Annotated in this window: 16 protein-coding genes and 1 pseudogene; 7 read left to right on the plus strand and 10 right to left on the minus strand. The window is 75.1% G+C overall.

The annotated features are described in order from the left end of the window. The first annotated feature begins 62 nt into the window (after positions 1–62). Positions 63–866, plus strand: coding sequence for a thioesterase family protein (locus AB0O09_RS23425; RefSeq protein WP_363544085.1), 804 nt, complete (start codon positions 63–65; stop codon positions 864–866). Positions 867–899: 33 nt separating this feature from the next. On the opposite strand, the gene AB0O09_RS23430 is transcribed toward AB0O09_RS23425, so the two are convergent. Beyond that, the gene (locus AB0O09_RS23430; RefSeq protein WP_363544087.1) at positions 900–1199 is read right to left on the minus strand and encodes a hypothetical protein; all 300 of its coding nucleotides are present in this window, start codon (positions 1197–1199) and stop codon (positions 900–902) included. 88 nt (positions 1200–1287) lie between these two features. Between AB0O09_RS23430 and AB0O09_RS23435 the strand changes: the two genes are divergently transcribed. The 3 genes from AB0O09_RS23435 to AB0O09_RS23445 all read left to right on the plus strand — a co-directional run bounded on the left by AB0O09_RS23435 (position 1288) and on the right by AB0O09_RS23445 (position 3194). Then, a complete protein-coding gene (locus AB0O09_RS23435; RefSeq protein WP_363544088.1) occupies positions 1288–1677 on the plus strand; it encodes a hypothetical protein in 390 nt (129 codons plus the stop codon). Positions 1678–1739: 62 nt separating this feature from the next. Further along, the gene (locus AB0O09_RS23440; RefSeq protein ID WP_363544090.1) at positions 1740–2612 is read left to right on the plus strand and encodes a hypothetical protein; all 873 of its coding nucleotides are present in this window, start codon (positions 1740–1742) and stop codon (positions 2610–2612) included. 63 nt (positions 2613–2675) lie between these two features. Further along, the gene (locus AB0O09_RS23445; RefSeq protein ID WP_363544092.1) at positions 2676–3194 is read left to right on the plus strand and encodes a histidine phosphatase family protein; all 519 of its coding nucleotides are present in this window, start codon (positions 2676–2678) and stop codon (positions 3192–3194) included. Positions 3195–3463: 269 nt separating this feature from the next. Here AB0O09_RS23445 and AB0O09_RS23450 read toward each other — a convergent pair whose 3' ends face one another. The 6 genes from AB0O09_RS23450 to AB0O09_RS23475 all read right to left on the minus strand — a co-directional run bounded on the left by AB0O09_RS23450 (position 3464) and on the right by AB0O09_RS23475 (position 10825). Then, positions 3464–4708 carry a MalY/PatB family protein gene (locus AB0O09_RS23450; protein WP_363544094.1) on the minus strand — a complete coding sequence of 415 codons (1245 nt, stop codon included), beginning with the start codon at positions 4706–4708 and terminating at the stop codon, positions 3464–3466. A gap of 112 nt (positions 4709–4820) precedes the next feature. After that, positions 4821–5828, minus strand: coding sequence for a helix-turn-helix transcriptional regulator (locus tag AB0O09_RS23455; RefSeq protein WP_363544095.1), 1008 nt, complete (start codon positions 5826–5828; stop codon positions 4821–4823). A gap of 149 nt (positions 5829–5977) precedes the next feature. Then, the gene (locus tag AB0O09_RS23460) at positions 5978–7003 is read right to left on the minus strand and encodes a TolB-like translocation protein (protein WP_363544097.1); all 1026 of its coding nucleotides are present in this window, start codon (positions 7001–7003) and stop codon (positions 5978–5980) included. Next, complete coding sequence (locus AB0O09_RS23465; protein WP_363544099.1) at positions 7000–8280, minus strand: MFS transporter; 1281 nt, start codon at positions 8278–8280, stop codon at positions 7000–7002. Before AB0O09_RS23465 ends, AB0O09_RS23460 begins: the two co-directional genes overlap by 4 nt. Positions 8281–8282: 2 nt before the next feature. Further along, entirely contained in the window at positions 8283–9179 is an 897-nt protein-coding gene (locus AB0O09_RS23470; protein ID WP_363544101.1) for an alkaline phosphatase family protein, read from the minus strand. 404 nt (positions 9180–9583) lie between these two features. Then, positions 9584–10825, minus strand: a complete 1242-nt coding sequence (locus tag AB0O09_RS23475) for a S8 family peptidase (protein WP_363544103.1) — start codon at positions 10823–10825, stop codon at positions 9584–9586. 242 nt (positions 10826–11067) lie between these two features. On the opposite strand from AB0O09_RS23475, the gene AB0O09_RS23480 reads away from it, so the two are divergent. Continuing rightward, on the plus strand, positions 11068–12057 hold the full coding sequence (locus AB0O09_RS23480; protein WP_363544104.1) for a helix-turn-helix domain-containing protein: 990 nt from the start codon (positions 11068–11070) through the stop codon (positions 12055–12057). Positions 12058–12146: 89 nt separating this feature from the next. On the opposite strand, the gene AB0O09_RS23485 is transcribed toward AB0O09_RS23480, so the two are convergent. Beyond that, positions 12147–12398 (minus strand): hypothetical protein, encoded by a 252-nt coding sequence (locus tag AB0O09_RS23485; RefSeq protein ID WP_363544106.1) that lies wholly within the window; start codon positions 12396–12398, stop codon positions 12147–12149. A 117-nt stretch (positions 12399–12515) separates the two neighbouring features. Here AB0O09_RS23485 and AB0O09_RS23490 point away from each other — a divergent pair, with 117 nt between their 5' ends. Beyond that, a complete protein-coding gene (locus tag AB0O09_RS23490; protein ID WP_363544108.1) occupies positions 12516–12959 on the plus strand; it encodes an NTP pyrophosphohydrolase in 444 nt (147 codons plus the stop codon). Positions 12960–13267: 308 nt separating this feature from the next. Next, positions 13268–13888 carry a polysaccharide deacetylase family protein gene (locus tag AB0O09_RS23495; protein ID WP_363544109.1) on the plus strand — a complete coding sequence of 207 codons (621 nt, stop codon included), beginning with the start codon at positions 13268–13270 and terminating at the stop codon, positions 13886–13888. 94 nt (positions 13889–13982) lie between these two features. Here the strand turns inward: AB0O09_RS23495 and AB0O09_RS23500 are convergent, their stop codons facing one another. Continuing rightward, positions 13983–15566: an alpha/beta hydrolase gene (locus AB0O09_RS23500; protein ID WP_363544110.1), complete on the minus strand. Its 1584-nt coding sequence runs from the start codon at positions 15564–15566 to the stop codon at positions 13983–13985. A gap of 125 nt (positions 15567–15691) precedes the next feature. After that, positions 15692–15947, minus strand: a pseudogene (locus AB0O09_RS23505) (SDR family oxidoreductase); the annotation flags it as partial. Positions 15948–16109: the final 162 nt, after the last annotated feature.

Raw genomic sequence — 16109 nt, forward strand, 5'->3', positions numbered from 1 at the left:
ACCGCCCCGCCCGCCGGCACCCCCCGTCCGGCGCGGCGGTCCAGCCCGAGGAGAGGTGCGCCTTGACCGCCCCCGCCGTTTCGCCCGACAGCTACTACCAGCGCACGGGCGAGCACCGCTACAAGCCCACGGCCCACGCGGGGGGCGCCTGGAACACCGAGGAGCAGCACTTCAGCCCGCTCGCCGGCCTGGTCGTGCACGCCATCGACCGGTACCTCGACGGGCGCCCCGCGACCGGCCTGGCACTCGCCCGGATCAGCTACGACATCCTCGGCCGGCTCGCCCTCGACGAGTGCGAGATCACCGTGGAGAGCATCCGGCCGGGCCGCACCGTCGAACTCCTCGAGGCCGTCGTCACCATCGGGGACCGCCCGGTCGTCCGGGCCCGCGCCTGGCTGCTCGCCGTCCTCGACACGGCCGCCGTCGCGGACGCCCCGGGCGATCGGCTCGCCCCGCCCGAGGAGTTCGGCCCCTGGGCGATGGACGGGCTCTGGGACGGCGGCTACATCGCCTCGATCGAGGTGCGCCGCCGGGAGGCCGCGGCCGGACGGGCCGCCGCCTGGATCAGCACCCGCCACGAGCTGGTCGCCGGCGAGCCGAGCAGCCCGCTCGCCTCCTTCGTCGCCCTGGTGGACACCGCCAACGGCATCGCCGTGCAGCAGCCGCCCACCGCCTGGATGTACCCCAACACGGACCTGACCGTCCACCTCCACCGCACCCCCGAGGGCCCCTGGACGGGGCTGGACACCACCGTCAGCTTCGGCCCGACCGGCCACGGCCTCACCAGCACCGTCCTCCACGACACCGCCGGCCCGGTCGGCCACGCCCAGCAGATCCTCACCGTCCGCCCGCTCGCCAAGGACTAGGGACGGGTCTTCCAAGGCGCTCGGGTGGTCACGTCAGGCGCGGCGGGCCTTGCGGGCCAGGAAGGTGAACACGGCCACCGACGCCAGTGCGCCGCCGAGCCGGAGCAGGGCCAGGGCCGTCGCCGAGGCCGTCCCGGGCAGGACGGCGAACAGCGGCCAGGCGAACAGCAGCACCAGCGAGGCCGGCGCCGTCAGCACCTGCGCCACCGCGGCCGCCCCGGGAACGGACGGCCCCAGCGCGACCGCCACCGCGGCCGCCGCCAGGTAGGCGCGTCCCCACCAGGAGTCGGGCACGGCACGGGGCAGGCGGCGCACCGCGGCAGCACAGATCATGCGCGGCATCCTGGCAGGCCGGACCTCCCCGGGCCAAGCGCAGATAAATCGTGACGGCGTGTCGGCGCCCTGCGGCAGGATGACCGCCATGACCACCGAGATGTTCGTCGACGTCTGGCAGCGCCTCCTCACCGATCCCGGGAAGTCGTGGGTGCTGTTCGAACACGGCACCTGCGTCGTGCTGACCGCTCCCGAGGGCGACCTCGCCGAGCAGGCCACCGGCGTCCTCGGGGAGTTCGGTCCCGTTCACCCGGGTTCGCCGGCCGGTGACTTCGGGGTGATCCGCCCCGACGGCGCCGACGGCTGGGTGGTCACCGGCCACCACCGGGACGTCCTCACGTACGTCGCTCCCGAGGAGCCCCCGTCCCGGGAGGACTTCGCCGTCGGCCTCTGCGGACGCTCCAAGCGGCACCTGGACGGCACCGAGCTGCGCGTCGTCCACGTCGAGGACAGGCGGGGCTCCTCAGCCCCCGCGTGACGGTACGTCCGAGGACCTTGCACGGTACCCGGGGCCGCCGGGCAAGCCCTAGCATGCTCGGCATGATCGAATCCGGGTGGGGAGAGCCGCGGACGCGGGTGCTGTTCGACAGGGCGCGCCGTGACCTGCGGGAGGCCGGCCGGCCGCGGCCGGTGCGGGTGTACGAGTGGGAGCCGCAGGGGGCCGCGGCGGAGCCGGCGCCACTGGTGCTGGTGTCGCACGGGACGGGTGGCTCCGGTGTCGGCATGGGCTGGCTGGCGGGGCCGCTGGCGGCGGCCGGGTTCCGGGTGGTCTCGGTCGACCACCACGGGAACGACTTCGTGGGCGGCTACGAGCCCGAGGGCTTCCTCTGCCCGTGGGAGCGTCCGCGCGACTTCGCCTTCGTGCTGGACGTGCTGGCCGCCGAGCGCCCGCTCGGTCCGGTCGGGGCGGCCGGGTTCTCGGCCGGCGGGTACACCGCGGCGGCGCTGGCGGGCGTACGGCTGGATCCCGGTGTGCTGCACGCCCTGGTGACCGGTGCGGTGCCGCTGCCGGAGATCCCGGAGTTCCCGGGGGTGTTGGACGCCCTCCGGGCGAAGGTGCCCGCCGCGGAGCTGTCGGCCCTCACGGCGGAGGCCGGGGCCGACCTGGCCGATCCGCGGGTGCGGGCGGTCTTCCAGGTGGCGCCCGGCCTCGGCCCGATGGTGACGGCGGAGAGCCTGGCGGCGGTGCGGGTGCCGGTGGAGATCCGCTGGGGCGGGGCCGACGTGGTGAACCCGTACGAGGTCGACACCCGGCCCTATCTGGAGGGGTTCCCCTCGGCGGCGGGCCGCGAGATCGGCCCCGACGTGGCGCACGCGGACTTCATCGGCCCGGCTCCGGCGCCCCGCGCGGCGAAGGCCCGGGCCGAGGTCGCGGCCGACGCGGTCGCGTTCTTCCGCCGCCACCTCGGCTGAGCCACCGGCCGCCGGAGCGGTGCGGCGGTGGCCACGGAGGGCGGCGGCGGGGAGGATACGCATGTGAACGCATCCGACTCCCGAACCCTGGTGGTGCTGCGGCACGCGAAGTCCGCCTGGCCCGAGGGGGTGCCGGACGCCCGGCGGCCGCTCGGGCCTCGGGGCCTGCGGGACGCGCCGGTCGCCGGCCGGTGGCTGCAGGACCGGGGACTGGTGCCGGAGGCCGTGGTCTGCTCCCCCGCCCTGCGCACCCGGCAGACCCTGGAGCTGGCCGCCGCCGCGTGGGACGGGGCGCCGCCGACGGAGTTCGACGAGCGGATCTACGCCGCGGACGGGGGCGAGCTGGTCGAGGTCGTCCGCGGGCTGGACGCGGCCGTCGGGACGGCGCTGCTGGTCGGCCACCAGCCGGGGGTGCAGGACCTGGTGGAGTTCCTGGCCGACGGGACGGGCGGTGAGGCCATGGCCCGGCTCCGGACGAAGTTCCCCACCAGCGGCATCGCCGTCCTCGCCCTGGCCGGACCGTGGCGGGACGCCGCGGGGCGCCGCGCCCGGCTGCTGGACTTCGCCGTCCCGCGCGGCTGACCGCCCGTCGCGTCGCGGCCCGGGTCAGCCGGGTGCCCGGAGCACGGGGTCGAGCACCCCGGTCGGGTCCCGGCCGACGGTCTCGTCGGCGTTCTCGTCGGCGGCGGCGAGGAAGTCCCGCTCGACGGGCCGGAGCCGGTCGATCAGGGCAGGGACGGGGTGGCGGTCGGTGAAGCGGGCCCGGGTGCGGCCGGCCAGCAGGACGGCGAGCGGGCGGCTCCCGGCCGTCGGCAGGCCGGGGGAGCGCCGGGCCGAGGCCTGACCGCCGGTCAGCGCGGCTGCAGGGCCCGTCCCATCCTGGCCAGTGCCTCCCGCAGGACGGCCGGCGGGGTCGCGAAGTTCAGCCGGACGCAGCCCTCGCCGCCGGTGCCGAACACGTGGCCGGAGCTGAGGGCGACCCGGGCCTCGTCGAGGAACATCCGGGCCGGGCCGGCCAGGTCGCCGACCACGCCGGGGCTTCCGGCGGGGGTGTCGTCGTGCAGGCCGAGGTGGGTGAGGTCCAGCCAGGCGAGGTAGGTGCCCTCGGGCCGGCGGTACCGCACGCCGGGGAGGTGGTCGGCGACGAGCTGCCCGAGCAGGGTGCGGTTGGCGTCGAGTCCGGTGAGCAGTTCGTCGAGCCAGTGCGTGCCGTCGCGGAACGCGGCGGTGTGGGCGATCGCCCCGAGGTGGCTCGGGCCGTGGCCGACCTCCTCGGGCATCCGGCGCAGGTCGGCGGCGGCCTCGGGGCCCGCCACGGCCAGGGCGCACTTGAGGCCGGCCAGGTTCCAGGCCTTGGAGGCGGAGGTCAGGGCGAAGGCGTTCTCGGCGCCGGGCACGCTCAGGTAGGGGGTGAAGTGGGCCCCGGGCAGCACCAGCGGTGCGTGGATCTCGTCGGAGACCACCCGGACGCCGTGGGCGCGGGCGAGTGCGGCGACCGTCTCCAGTTCGGCGCGGGTGTGCACGGTGCCGGTGGGGTTGTGCGGGTTGCTCATCAGGAAGGCGGCGCGCCGGCCGCCGCTGCGGGCCCGGTGGAAGGCCTCGTCCAGGGCGGCGGGGTCGAGGCGCAGGTCGGGGCCGAGCGGTGCCTCGACGATGCGGCGGCCGTCGTGGCCGACGAAGGCGTAGAACGGCGGGTAGACCGGCGGGCAGAGGACGACCGCGTCGCCGGGCAGGGTGACCAGGCGGAGCGTTTCGACGATGCCCAGCATGACGTCGGGGACGAGGGCGGTGTGCTCGATCCGCAGGCCGTCCCACTTCCAGCGTTCGGCGGCGAAGGCCGCGAGCGCCTCGGCGTAGCCGGTGCCGTGCGGGTAGCCGGTGTCGCCGAGGTCGACGGCGCGGTGCAGGGCCTCGGCGACGGCGGGGGCGAGCGGGACATCCATCTCGGCGACCCAGAGCGGCAGCACGTCCTCGGGGTGGGCGCGCCACTTCATGCTGGTGCGCCGGCGGAGGTCGTCCAGGGAGAGCCGGACGAGCGGGTCCGTCCGCTCGCCGTCGGCGCACCCGGCGGCCGTCTGCTCGGTGGGTCCGGTCACGCGGTGCTCTCCTGCCGAGGGGGTGGCGGCGGTCGTGGCTGCGGCCGGGTCGGCCGCCCGCTGTGATGCCTTCCCCGCGGCACGGCGGGGGAACCGGCGGTGCGGGCGGCGGTCAGTGCGCGGGCGGCCCGTCCGGGAGAGGGTCGTCGCCCCACTCCCAGTACAGGCCGTAGACGCCGGGGTCGGTGGCGGGCAGGACGGCGCAGGCCTGGCCGGTCGGCGAGATGCGCAGTTCCTCCAGCTCCTGCGGCGGGGCGTCGTGGCAGGGGCGCCAGGCGAGCCGGCAGCCGACGGGGAGCATCCGGCCGTCGAAGCGGGCGCGCAGCACCAGGTGTTTGCCGGGGAAGCGGACCATCCGCTCGTACTGGGTGGCGGGCCCGGCCTGGGGGTAGGCGTAGCTGTACTCGACGACCGCGGACCTGCCGGGCTGGAGCGGCAGGTCGAAGAGGAGTTCGGAGGCGGCGAGGCCGTGCTCGGGGTCGTAGCGGCGGCGGCCGAGCCGGCAGCCGACGAGGTCGAAGACGGCGGGGCCGGACCGGCCGGTGCCCTCCGGTCCTTCGTGGGTCAGCAGGATGAGCCGGTCGGCGCCGGTGGCGTGGGCGCGGACGATCTGCAGGACGTCGATCCGGTGCTCCTCGCGGCGGGCGCCGATGTTGATGTCGACCCGGGTGTGCAGGTTCTCCACCCGGGCGTTGGTCATCTGGTCGAAGTCGGCGATCACGCCCTCGACGGCGGGGTCGCCGAAGGTGCTGGTGTAGTCGAGCGCGCCGGGGACGTGGTCGAGCCAGCGGCCGCGGGGGCGGCGCGGGCCGAGCAGCACGATCAGCGAGTCGGGGCCGAGGCCCAGGACGGCTTCCAGGGCTCGGACGGCGGTGAGCGAGTCGGGGCGTTCGGGTCTGCTGCGGCCGCGCTGCCAGTAGCTGAGGCTGGAGACGCTGACCTGGACGCCGCGCCGGGCGAGGCGCCGCTGGACGGTGTCGAGGCTCAGTCCGCTGTCGCGGATCGCCGTGCGCAGGGCGAGGTCGAAGGGGCCTGCGCGCAGGGCCTGGACGAGTTCGGCCGAGGGGGCCGCCCCGGTCTGACGGGGTGTCGGTCCGGTCAGGGCGCACCTGCCTTCCACGGGACCGCCGGGGCGGCGGTCGTGACGGTTGCGGGGGGGGTGCGCCGGTGCGCGGGGCGGTGTTCCGGGCGGATGCGGGTGGCGAGGAGGTCCCACCGCCGCCGGTCCGGGGGGCTGCGGTGGGCGGCGGTGGGACGTCCGGGGCGGGGTCAGCGCACGACGGCGGGCGCGAGTGCGGCGGCGGCGAGCAGGGCGGGGCTGCCGGTGCCGTCGGCGGGGACGCTCCACAGGGCGGAGCCGTCGTCGCTGGCCAGGGCGTAGGCGAGGGTGTGGTCGTCGAGCCAGAGGGCCTGGTCGTCGATGGTGCGCTGTTCGGCGGTCGCGGTCTCGGCCATGGTCTTCAGGTCGAGGACGTGGAGCCGCCAGGGTTCGTCCTCGGACAGGCCGGGGACGCGTTTCTTGTAGGCGATCCGGGTGCCGTCGGGCGACAGGGACGGGCATTCGACGTTGCCGTGCAGGGTGGTGAGGGTGTGTTCGACGGCGTTGCCGGCGACCAGCCAGGTCTTCCCGCCGCTGGCGAGGGTGGCGTAGAAGTGCTCGTCGTCGGCGAAGGTGACGCCCCAGATGTTGGTGTCGGGGGCGTGGTGGGGCTTGCCGTCGACGGTGGCGTTGTAGGTCTCCAGGTTCTCCTGGAGGGTCCAGGTGCGGGTGTCGAGGATCGAGGTGCGGGTGGAGAAGTTCGTGCCGGCGTAGGAGTCGCCGCCGACGAAGACCGTCCAGGCCACCATGTGCCCGGAGGGCGAGACCCTCGTCCGGGTGGGGATGCCGGCCAGGTCGTAGTGGCGCAGTTCGTGCAGGTCGCGGTCGAGGATCGCGACGCGGTAGGTGTCCTGCAGGACGCCGTGGACGGCCTGCAGGCAGCTGCCGGTGCCGGCGGCGGCGTGGAAGCGCAGGCAGTCGGGGGCGGAGACGGTGCGGGTGGCGCCGGGGTGGTCGAGCGGGACGGAGGCCAGTTCGTCGCGGTGCGGGCCCCAGATCATGCTGCGGAAGACCAGGCGCGGCCCGTCGGGCCGGGGGCCGAGGGTGACGGTGCCGGGTTCGCTCGGCGGGTCGTCCGCCGATGCCCGGCGGTCCTGCCGGGTGGTCTCGGCGGCGCGCAGCACCGTCCAGGTGCCGGCGAGGAGGAGCAGGACGGTGGCGGTGACCAGGACGGTCAGCCGGCGGGCGAGGGTCATCGGGCCTCCTCCGGGACGGGGTGGTCGGGCTGCGGGCCGAGGAGCCGGACGGCGGCCGCGGCGGCGATCGCGAGCGCACCGGTCATCACGGCGAGCGCGGTGGTGTCCCCCCACCGGCTCCACAGCGCGCCGACCGCGATCGAGCAGGCGAACCGTCCGGCGGCCTGCCCGGTGCCGACCAGGGCGAGGCCGGCGCCGCGGCGCTCCTCGGGCACGGTGCCCGCGGCGGCGGCGGCGAGCATGCCGTCGGTGGCCGCGTAGAACAGACCGTGCAGGGCGAGGACGGCGGCGGCGAGCGGCACGCCGGTGCCGGGACGCAGGAGCAGCAGGGCGTAGCCGCCGAGCAGGGCGGCGTGGCCGAGGACGAAGGTGCGGCGGCGGCCGGTCTTGTCGCCGAGGGCTCCCAGGGGGACGGCGAGCAGCAGGTAGACGGCGGCGGTGCCGAGCGGCAGCAGCGGGAACCAGCCGGCGGAGAGGCCGAGGCGGCGCTGCAGCAGCAGGTAGACGAAGGAGTCGCTGACGGTGGCGAGTCCGAGCAGGGTCGCGCAGAGGGCGATCCGACGCAGTCCGGGCAGCCGGAGGATCTCCAGCGGCCGCAGCCGGGCGGCGGGCGGCCCCGGTTCGGCGCGGCGCAGCAGCCGGCCGGGGACGAGCAGCACCAGGACGAGCACGCCGAGCGCCGCGACGCAGGAGCTGACGGTGAAGACCGCGTGGTAGCCGCCGGGTGCGGCGCGCAGGATCAGGAAGGCGAGCAGCGGACCGGTGAGGGCGCCGGCGGTGTCCATGGCGCGGTGGACGCCGAAGGCGCGGCCGCGCTGCTCGGGCGGGGTGGCGAGGGAGATCATGGCGTCCCGGGGGGCCGTCCGCAGGCCCTTGCCGACCCGGTCGACGGCGAGGACGAGTCCGATCAGCGGGGTGGTGCGGGCGAGCAGCAGCATCGGCTTGCAGAGGGCGGAGAGCCCGTAGCCGGCGGCGGCGACGGCCTTGTGGCGGCCGCCGCCGCGGTCGCCGAGGAGTCCGCCGAGCAGCCGGACGGCGGCGGAGGCGCCGTTGTAGACGCCGTCGAGCAGTCCGAAGCCGAGCGGCGAGACGCCGAGGGCGGTGACCAGGTAGAGGGGCAGGACGGCGGTGACCATCTCGGAGGAGATGTCGGTGACGAGGCTGACCGTCCCGAGGGCGAGGACGGTGCCGGCGATCCGCGCGGGCCGCCCCGGCCGGTCGGCCGGGGCGGCGGCGGGGGCCGCGGTCGAGGTGCGACGGCTGTCCGCGAGGTACACGGTCAGTTCCAGACGCCGCTGATGTCGGAGGCGCCGGCGGCCTTGCCCGCGTGGCTGCCGACCCCGGCGAGGTCCTCCAGGGTGCGGAGCATGTCGTAGTGGTTGTACTTGGTGGTGGGTGCCGATCCGGCCTTGACGGGCTGTCCGTAGAGGACGGTGGGGATCTGGTTGCCGCTCTGCTTGTTGTCCTCGTCGTAGGTGATGACGAGCAGGCTGTTGTGGGTCCTGGCCCAGGAGGCGTAGGCGTCGAGGTTCTTCTTGAGCCAGCCGTCACCGGTGCCGATCGAACAGTCGTGCATGTCGGAGCAGAGGTTCGGGACGACGAAGGAGACCTTGGGCAGCTCGGTGAAGTCGGCGGGGAACTGCGCGAAGGTCTTGCCGGTGCTGGTGGGGACGTTCTTGAAGGCGAACCAGGGGTTGTGCTTCTGCGCGTACTTGCCGTCCTTGCAGGTGGTGGAGCCCTCCTTGGGCAGGGACTCGTTGTAGCTGGCCCAGGTCTGCTTGGCGGCGATCAGTTCGGAGGCGAGGTTCGGGGCGGACATCGACCCGACCTGGTAGCAGCCGTCCCCGGTGATGCCCTGGGTGCTGCCGGAGAAGACCGCGAAGTAGTTCGGCTGGCTGGGATGGGTGATGCCGTACGAGGCCTTGAGGAGGGCGCCGCCCTTGGCGAGCTGGTTGATGTACGGGGCGTCCTTGCTGCCGATGATCTGACTGTAGGCGTGGTTCTCCATCATCACGACGACCACGTGGTCCGGCTTCGGCACGGTCGCCGAGGCCGAGGCGCTGTCGACGCCGGCGACGGTGGCCGCGACACCGGCCGTCAGTGCCGCGGGCACCGCCAGGAGGATCGCGGCCTTGGTGCGGGTGCGGCGGTGCCGGTTCGGGCGAGCGTTGGACATGCCTGTCTCCAGGGGTGTGTAGGGGGATCGTCCGGGATCTGCGGGGCGCCTCCCCACCGCCTCGGACGCGGCTCGACGCTCCTATCCGCGGCCGGGGTGCGTCAAGGTCGGTGCGGTCGGCGCGGTGCCACCTGTCAAGGTCGGCCCAATTCGGTGGACGGCGGTTCCCTTGCGGGCGGGGAGTTCCGGGGTGATCGCCGCTCCGCGGGCCGGTTCAAAACTGTGGATTCGTCAACCGGTCGTCCTGCGTCGTCTTTTGGAGATGTGGAGGGGGATCGGTGCGCAGGCGGTCGGTGGGCCGTGCCCGCCGCCGCTCCCCGGTCCGGCGGCGGCGGGACCGGGGAGCGGCGGCAGCGGGGGGCAGCGGGGGCGGCGGGCTTCCGCGGCGGGGCCCCGGGGGCGGGTCAGCGGGCCGGCTGGCTTCCGGTGTAGAGCAGGCGGTTGGGGGTGCCCTTGCCGGCGTCTCCGATCTTTCCGGTGGTCGCGGCGCCGAGGAGCGCGCTCTGCACCTGCGCGGGGGTGGCGTCGGGGTGCGCCGAGAGGTACAGCGCTGCGGCACCGGTGACGTGCGGCGCGGCCATGGAGGTGCCGGTGAGCGACTTGGTGGCGCTGTCGCCGGTGTTCCAGGCGGAGACGATGCCGGTGCCGGGCGCGAACAGGTCGGTGCACGAGCCCCAGTTGGAGTCCGAGCGGCGCTTGTCGTCGGAGGTCGCGTTGTTGACGACGACGGCCTCCGCGATGTCGCCGGGCGAGTTCTTGCACGCGTCGGAGTTGCTGTTGCCGGAGGAGACCACCCAGGTGACGCCGGAGGCGATCGAGCGCTTGATCGCCTTGTCCTCGGTGGCGCTGACCCCGCCGTTGATGCTCATGTTGACGACGGCCGGTTTGACGGCGTTCTTGGTGATCCAGTCGGCGGCGGCGACGATCGCCGAGGTGGAGGCGCTGTCGTGGCAGTCGGTCACCCGGACGGCGACCAGCTTGACGCCCTTGGCCACGCCGTAGTCCTTGCCGCCGACCGTGCCGGCCACGTGGGTGCCGTGTCCCAGGCAGTCGGCGCCCTTGCGGCCGTCACCGACCTCGTCGACGCCGATCGAGGCCCGGCCCTGGAACTGGCCGTGGGTGGTGCGCAGTCCGCTGTCGACGAGGTAGACGGTCACGTTGGAGGCGGTGCCGGCGTAGCTGTAGCCGTGGTCCAGCGGCAGGTTCCGCTGGTCGATCCGGTCCAGCCCCCAGGAGGGCGGGTTCTGCTGGGTGGACGAGCGGTGCTGCACGGCGTCCTGTTCCACGTAGGCGACGGCCGGATCGGCGGCGACCCGCCGGGCCTGGTCCGGCGTCATCTCGGCGGCGTAGCCGTGCAGCACGGTGTCGAAGACGGTGCGGACGGTGCCGCCGTGCTCCCGGGCGATCCTGGCGGCGGCCGGGGCGACCGCGGCGGCCTGCTGCGGTGCGCCGCCGGTGTCCTTGAACACCACCAGGTAGCGGCCGGAGATCGGTTCGGCGGCCGCGGCGCGGACCTCACCGGTGGGCGGCGGCGCCGCGTCGGCGGAGGTGACCGCCACCGTGGCGGCGACGGCCGCCGCGGCGGTGGCGGCCGCCGTGACGGCGATCGTCCTGCGGCGTATGCGGTGGGCGCGGTGCTTGGGCACGGGTGACTCCCGTTCGGTGGAGCGTTGCTGTCCCGGACCGTCCGGGGCAGCAACGGTCTACTGCCGGCGCGCCCGGAACGGTGGCACAGGGAGGCCAGTGACGCGGACGGGCGCCCGCCGCCGCACCATGACCCTCCGTCACTTCCGTCCCGTCCGTTCTGGTGCGCCGGCCGCAGGACGTGCCACCATGCAGCCCACCGGCGCGCACCCGACGCCGCGATCCGCACGGAGAGGCAGGTCCATTGACCGACGAGGACCTGGGGACGCACCTGGCCCGACTAGGCCTGACCCGGCGCCAGGCCGAGGTCTACGCGGCGCTGCTGGCCGGCGGTCCCTGCTGTCGCGAGGAGTTGGCCGGACGGCTCGGCGCCGGCCTCGGGACGGAGGAGCTGGACCTCCGGCTGGCCGAGTTGCGAAGACTCGGTCTGATCACGGAGGCCGGTTCGGAGGGCGGCGAGCACGCCCCGGTGGAGCCGTCCCTGGCGCTCGACCACCTGGCGCACACGCGCACGGCCGAGTTGCACCGGGCGCACCAGGCCGCCGTGAACGCCTACCGCGGCTACCGGCGCACCGTCAGCCCGCAGGCGACGGAGGACCTGCTGGAGGTGGTGACCGGAGCGGCGGTCGCGGAGCGGATCCCGCAGATCGAGGCGGCGGCGGAGAGCGAGGTGCTGCGCTTCGACTCGCCGCCGTACCACACGGACGGGCCGGCCAACCCGGTGGAGGAGCGCAACCTGCAGCGGGGCGTGGTCTACCGGGTGGTGTACTCGCGCTCGGCGGTGGAGAACACCGCCTACTACGACGCCAACATCCGGCCGTGCATCGCCGCCGGGGAGCAGGCGCGGGTGCTGCCGACGGTGCCGGTGAAGCTGACGGTCTTCGACGGCCGGCTGGCGATCGTGTCGATGTCGTTCGTGGAGGCGGAGGTCAACGACTCACTGCTGCTGGTGCACCCGTCCAGCCTGCTGTCCGCGCTCACCGGCCTGTTCGAGACCTCGTGGCGGACGGCGCTGCCGATGCACCGGGGCGGCGGTTCGCCGCCGGGTCTCGGCCCGGTGCAGCGCCGCATCCTGGAGCTGCTGGCAACCGGCATCACGGACGACACCATCGCCGAGCTCCTCGGGGTGAGCCGCCGGACGCTCTCCCGGCACCTGGAGCAGATCGGGGCCAGGGCCGGATCGCGCACCCGTTTCCAGCTGGCCCTGCACGCGGCACGCAACGGCTGGCTCTGATCCGGCCTCCGGTCACGGGTCGCCGTTGACGTCACCGTCGGCGGTCGTCGCTCACGAAGCGCTCGGCCCCGACCCGGCTCAGTCCCGGTTCAGTCCCGGCTCAGCAGTCGGGCGACGTCGAGCGGGTCCTCCCCCAGCTCGACCAGGCGCTCGCCGAGGCGCCGGAGCTGGGCGTCCTTCTCGTGCTCGGTGGCGGCGACGTTCGCCAGTGCGGTGCGGGCGCCGTGCTCGACGCCGCCCTCGAACACCCGCCGCACGAAGAGGTCGGCGGCCGGGCGGGCCAGGCCGGGGGTCAGGGCCAGCAGTTCGTCGGTGTACGGCTCGGTGGGATCGGGCTCCATGGCTTCATCAAACCCGCCGCGGCCCGTCCGGGGCGGCGCGACACGGCGCCGCACCCGGATGGCCGTCGCACCGGCCCGCCGGCAAGGGGTCCGCGGGGTGTGACACCCTTGGCTGCCATGGGCGAGCAGGACGCGGGCGGACCGGCGGAGGCCGCGCCGCTGCTGGTGGTGGACGCGGCCAACGTGGTGGGCTCGGTTCCGGACGGCTGGTGGCGGGACCGGCGGGGTGCGGCCGAACGGCTGCGCGACGCCCTGGTGCCGCTGGCCGGTGCGGGGCTGGGTGACGACCGCGCGGGGCTGCCGCCGTGGGCACGGACGGGTCCGCTGGAGGTGGTCCTCGTCGTGGAGGGCGCGGCCCGCGGCGTTCCCGGGCTGCCCCGCGTCCGGGTGGTCGAGGCGCCCGGCAGCGGCGACGACCAGGTGGTCGCCGTGGTCGAGCAGGCCGTGTCCGGCGTGTCGCCGCGCCGTTGTCTGGTCGTCACGGCGGACCGTGGCCTGCGGGACCGGGTGACCGCCCTCGGTGCCGAGGTCACCGGGCCCCGCACGGTCCGTCCGACCTGACCGCGTCCGGTCCGCTCCGGCCACGGACGGCTCCGCCCTCCCCCGGCCGGTGCCCGTCGGTCCCGTGACCGGCCGCCGCCCGAGTGGCGGTTCGTCGTGGAGGCCGTATGGTCTCGACCGTGAATCCGATCGACCGCCGGGGTCTCCTGCGGGCCGTGGGTCTCGGCGCGGTGGGTGCGGCCGCCGCGGCCTGTGCCGGCCGGGGCAGGGCGGCCCCCGCCGCGGCCCACTCCTCCGGACCGGCCTCGCCGCCCCCGTCGCCGTCGCCGTCGCCGAGTCCGAGCGCGACGGCGTCGAGCCCTGTCGCGATGCCGCCGCTGCCGGCCGACCTGCCCTTCCAGGTGTCCGCCGGGCCGCGGGACGGCCACGAGGTGGCGCTGACCTTCCACGGCCAGGGCAGTGCCGACATCGCGGAGGCACTGCTCGCCGAGGCCGCCTCCGCCGGGGCCCGGATCACCGTGCTGGCGGTCGGCACCTGGCTGGACGACCAGCCGCAGATCGCCCGGCGCATCCTGGACGCCGGCCACGAGCTGGGCAACCACACCCTGAGCCACGGCAACCTCGCCTCGATGGGCGCGGACGCGGCGTACGCCGAGATCGCCGGCTGCGCGGAGCGGCTGGAGCGCCTGACCGGTTCGAAGGGCCGCTGGCTGCGGCCCTCGCAGACGGAGTACTGCACGCCCACCGTCATGGAGCAGGCCCGCAGGGCCGGGTACGAGCACTGCCTCGGGTACGACGTGGACTCGCTCGACTACACCGACCCGGGGCCGACCGCCGTCCACCGGAACGTCATGGACCGGATCAGACCCGGCTCGGTGGTGAGCCTGCACTTCGGCCACCGGGGCACGGTGCTCGCGCTGCCCGCCATCCTGCAGGACCTCGACGCCCGCGGGCTCCGCGCGGTCACCGCCTCCGAGCTGTTCGCCTGACGGCTCCGACGGCCGACCTGGGCGGTCGGCTGTCGGAGCCGGCTGGTCGGCCGTCGGGGCGGTACGGTCGGGCCGGTTCAGCGGGGCGTGCGGCTCACGCCGGGAACGCGTCCGCGTCCGGCTTGAGGAGCTGCCCGGGCCTGGGCGCGGCCCGGTCGACCAGGTACGCGGTGACCAGGGTGGTCAGGGCGGCGCTGCGGCCGACCGCGCAGTGCTCGACCACGTCGACGGTCACCAGCACGGCGTTGCCCAGTTCCTGCTGCATGCGCTGGGCGAAGGCGTAACGGGTGGCGGGGTCGAAGGTGTTGCCGATCACCATGACCGGGGTGGCCGTCCTGCGGTTCCACGGGCCGGTGTACCGCTCGGAGGTGAGGGCCGGGGCGGGCCAGGTCGCGCACGGCGGCGCGTCGAAGGCCTGGTACCGGCCGAAGGTCGGCGACTCCAGCTCCCAGGCGCGGGCCACCAGCGGGAACAGCTGCGGGGCCGGTGGGAAGGGCTTGTCCTGGCAGTTGACGGCGTAGTAGGAGTCGTCGGAGCTGTACGGGGTGTCCGCCGGGGCCTCCCGCAGGGCGGCCGGGGCGGGCGTCGCCAGCAGCTTCGCCTCCTCGGCGGAGGGCGCGGCGCCGAGCGTCTGCTGCGGGTTCACCACCTGGTGAAGTGCCTGGAGCGAGCGGGCCAGCGGTGCCTGGCGGGACTGGGCGTAGAGGGCGTTGGCGACCTGGCTGGTGAAGGTGGACAGGGTGACGGTGGAGCCGTCGGGCAGGGTGACCGGCGCGGTGCGCAGGTGGTCCCGCAGGGCGTCGAACTTGGCCCGGGTGTCGGGGCCGGCGAAGGCGCAGCGCGGCGCGCCCGCCGCCTGGCAGCGCCTGAGGTACTCGCCGAGGGCGAGTTCGAAGCCGGTGGCGCGCTGCCGGTCGTACTCGAGGCCGTTGTGCAGGCGCAGTTGCGGGTCGACGTTGCCGTCGACGATCAGCGCGCGCACCTTGTCGGGGTACATGTTGGCGTAGGTGGCGCCGATCAGGGTGCCGTAGGAGAAGCCGGCGTAGGTGAGTCCGGTGTCGCCGACGGCCTGCCGCATCCGGTCGAGGTCGCGGACGACGTTCATGGTGGACATGTGCTTGACCAGTTCGCCGGCGTTGCGGGCGCAGGCGTCGGTGTAGTCCTTGTCGGCGGCGAGGGTGCCGCTGATCTCGTCCCGGGTGACCGGTACGCCGACCGCGCGGTCGAAGACGGCGGCGGCCTCCTCGTCGGTGGTGAAGCACTTGAGGGGGTTGCTCCGGGCGACGCCGCGCGGGTCGAAGCCGATCAGGTCGAAGCTGTCCGTGACGCGGGGCTCGAACCTGGTGGTGGTGGCCCAGAGGTACCCGCTGCCGCCGGGGCCGCCGGGGTTGAGGAAGAGCGAGCCGATCCGCTTGGCCGGGTTCCCGGCGCGGCGGCGCATCATCGCGATGCCGATCTTCTCGCCGGACGGGTGCGCGTAGTCGAGCGGGACGGGGTAGATGGCGCAGTCGTAGATCTTCGGGTCGGGCTTGGACGGGTCGGGGTTGCACGGTGTCCAGGCGACCGGCTCCACCGTGGCCGGCGCCCGGTCCGGTGCGGCCGAGGCGGTGGCGGCCGTGCCGGTGACGAGGGCGAGCGCGCTGGTGAGCGCGACGGCCAGGGTTGACAGGCGTAACAAGGGACCTCCCGGTGTCGGCAAACCCGACCAGCGTGCCAGCCCGCCGCCGCCAGGGGAAGACGCGTACACGACATGTCCGGTGACGCACCGTCGGTCGTCGCCCGCCGGAGCCGTCCCCGCACTCGGACGATGCCGCCGTCGGCGCGGGGCGCCTGGCCGTCGACCCGGTGGCCCGCGGGGCTCGCCGGGAAGGCGACGACCTCGGCGACGTCCTGCGGGGTGCCGAGCCGCTGCTACGGCGGCGGGGCGGGCGATCGCCTCCTCGTCCTCGCCGTGCAGGAACGGGTCGGTGGCGGTCGGACCGGGCGCGACCGCGCTGACCGTGATGCCGCGGCCGCGCAGCTCGCGGGCCGGGATCAGGCTCATCGCCTCGACGGCCCCGGGCTCTCCCACCGGATGCGCGACGCCGTCTTCGCCCGGTACTCGCCGAACCCGCGGCCCCCGACGACGGGGACCCGCTGCGCACCGCCGGCCGGAACGCCCCGCCGCGGACGGACGGTGAGCGGCGCGCCGGGGCCCCCGCCCCGCCGCGCCCGCGCCGAC

Origin of the sequence: Kitasatospora sp. NPDC093679 (assembly GCF_040683455.1) — a bacterium.
GTDB lineage: Bacteria > Actinomycetota > Actinomycetes > Streptomycetales > Streptomycetaceae > Kitasatospora > Kitasatospora arboriphila.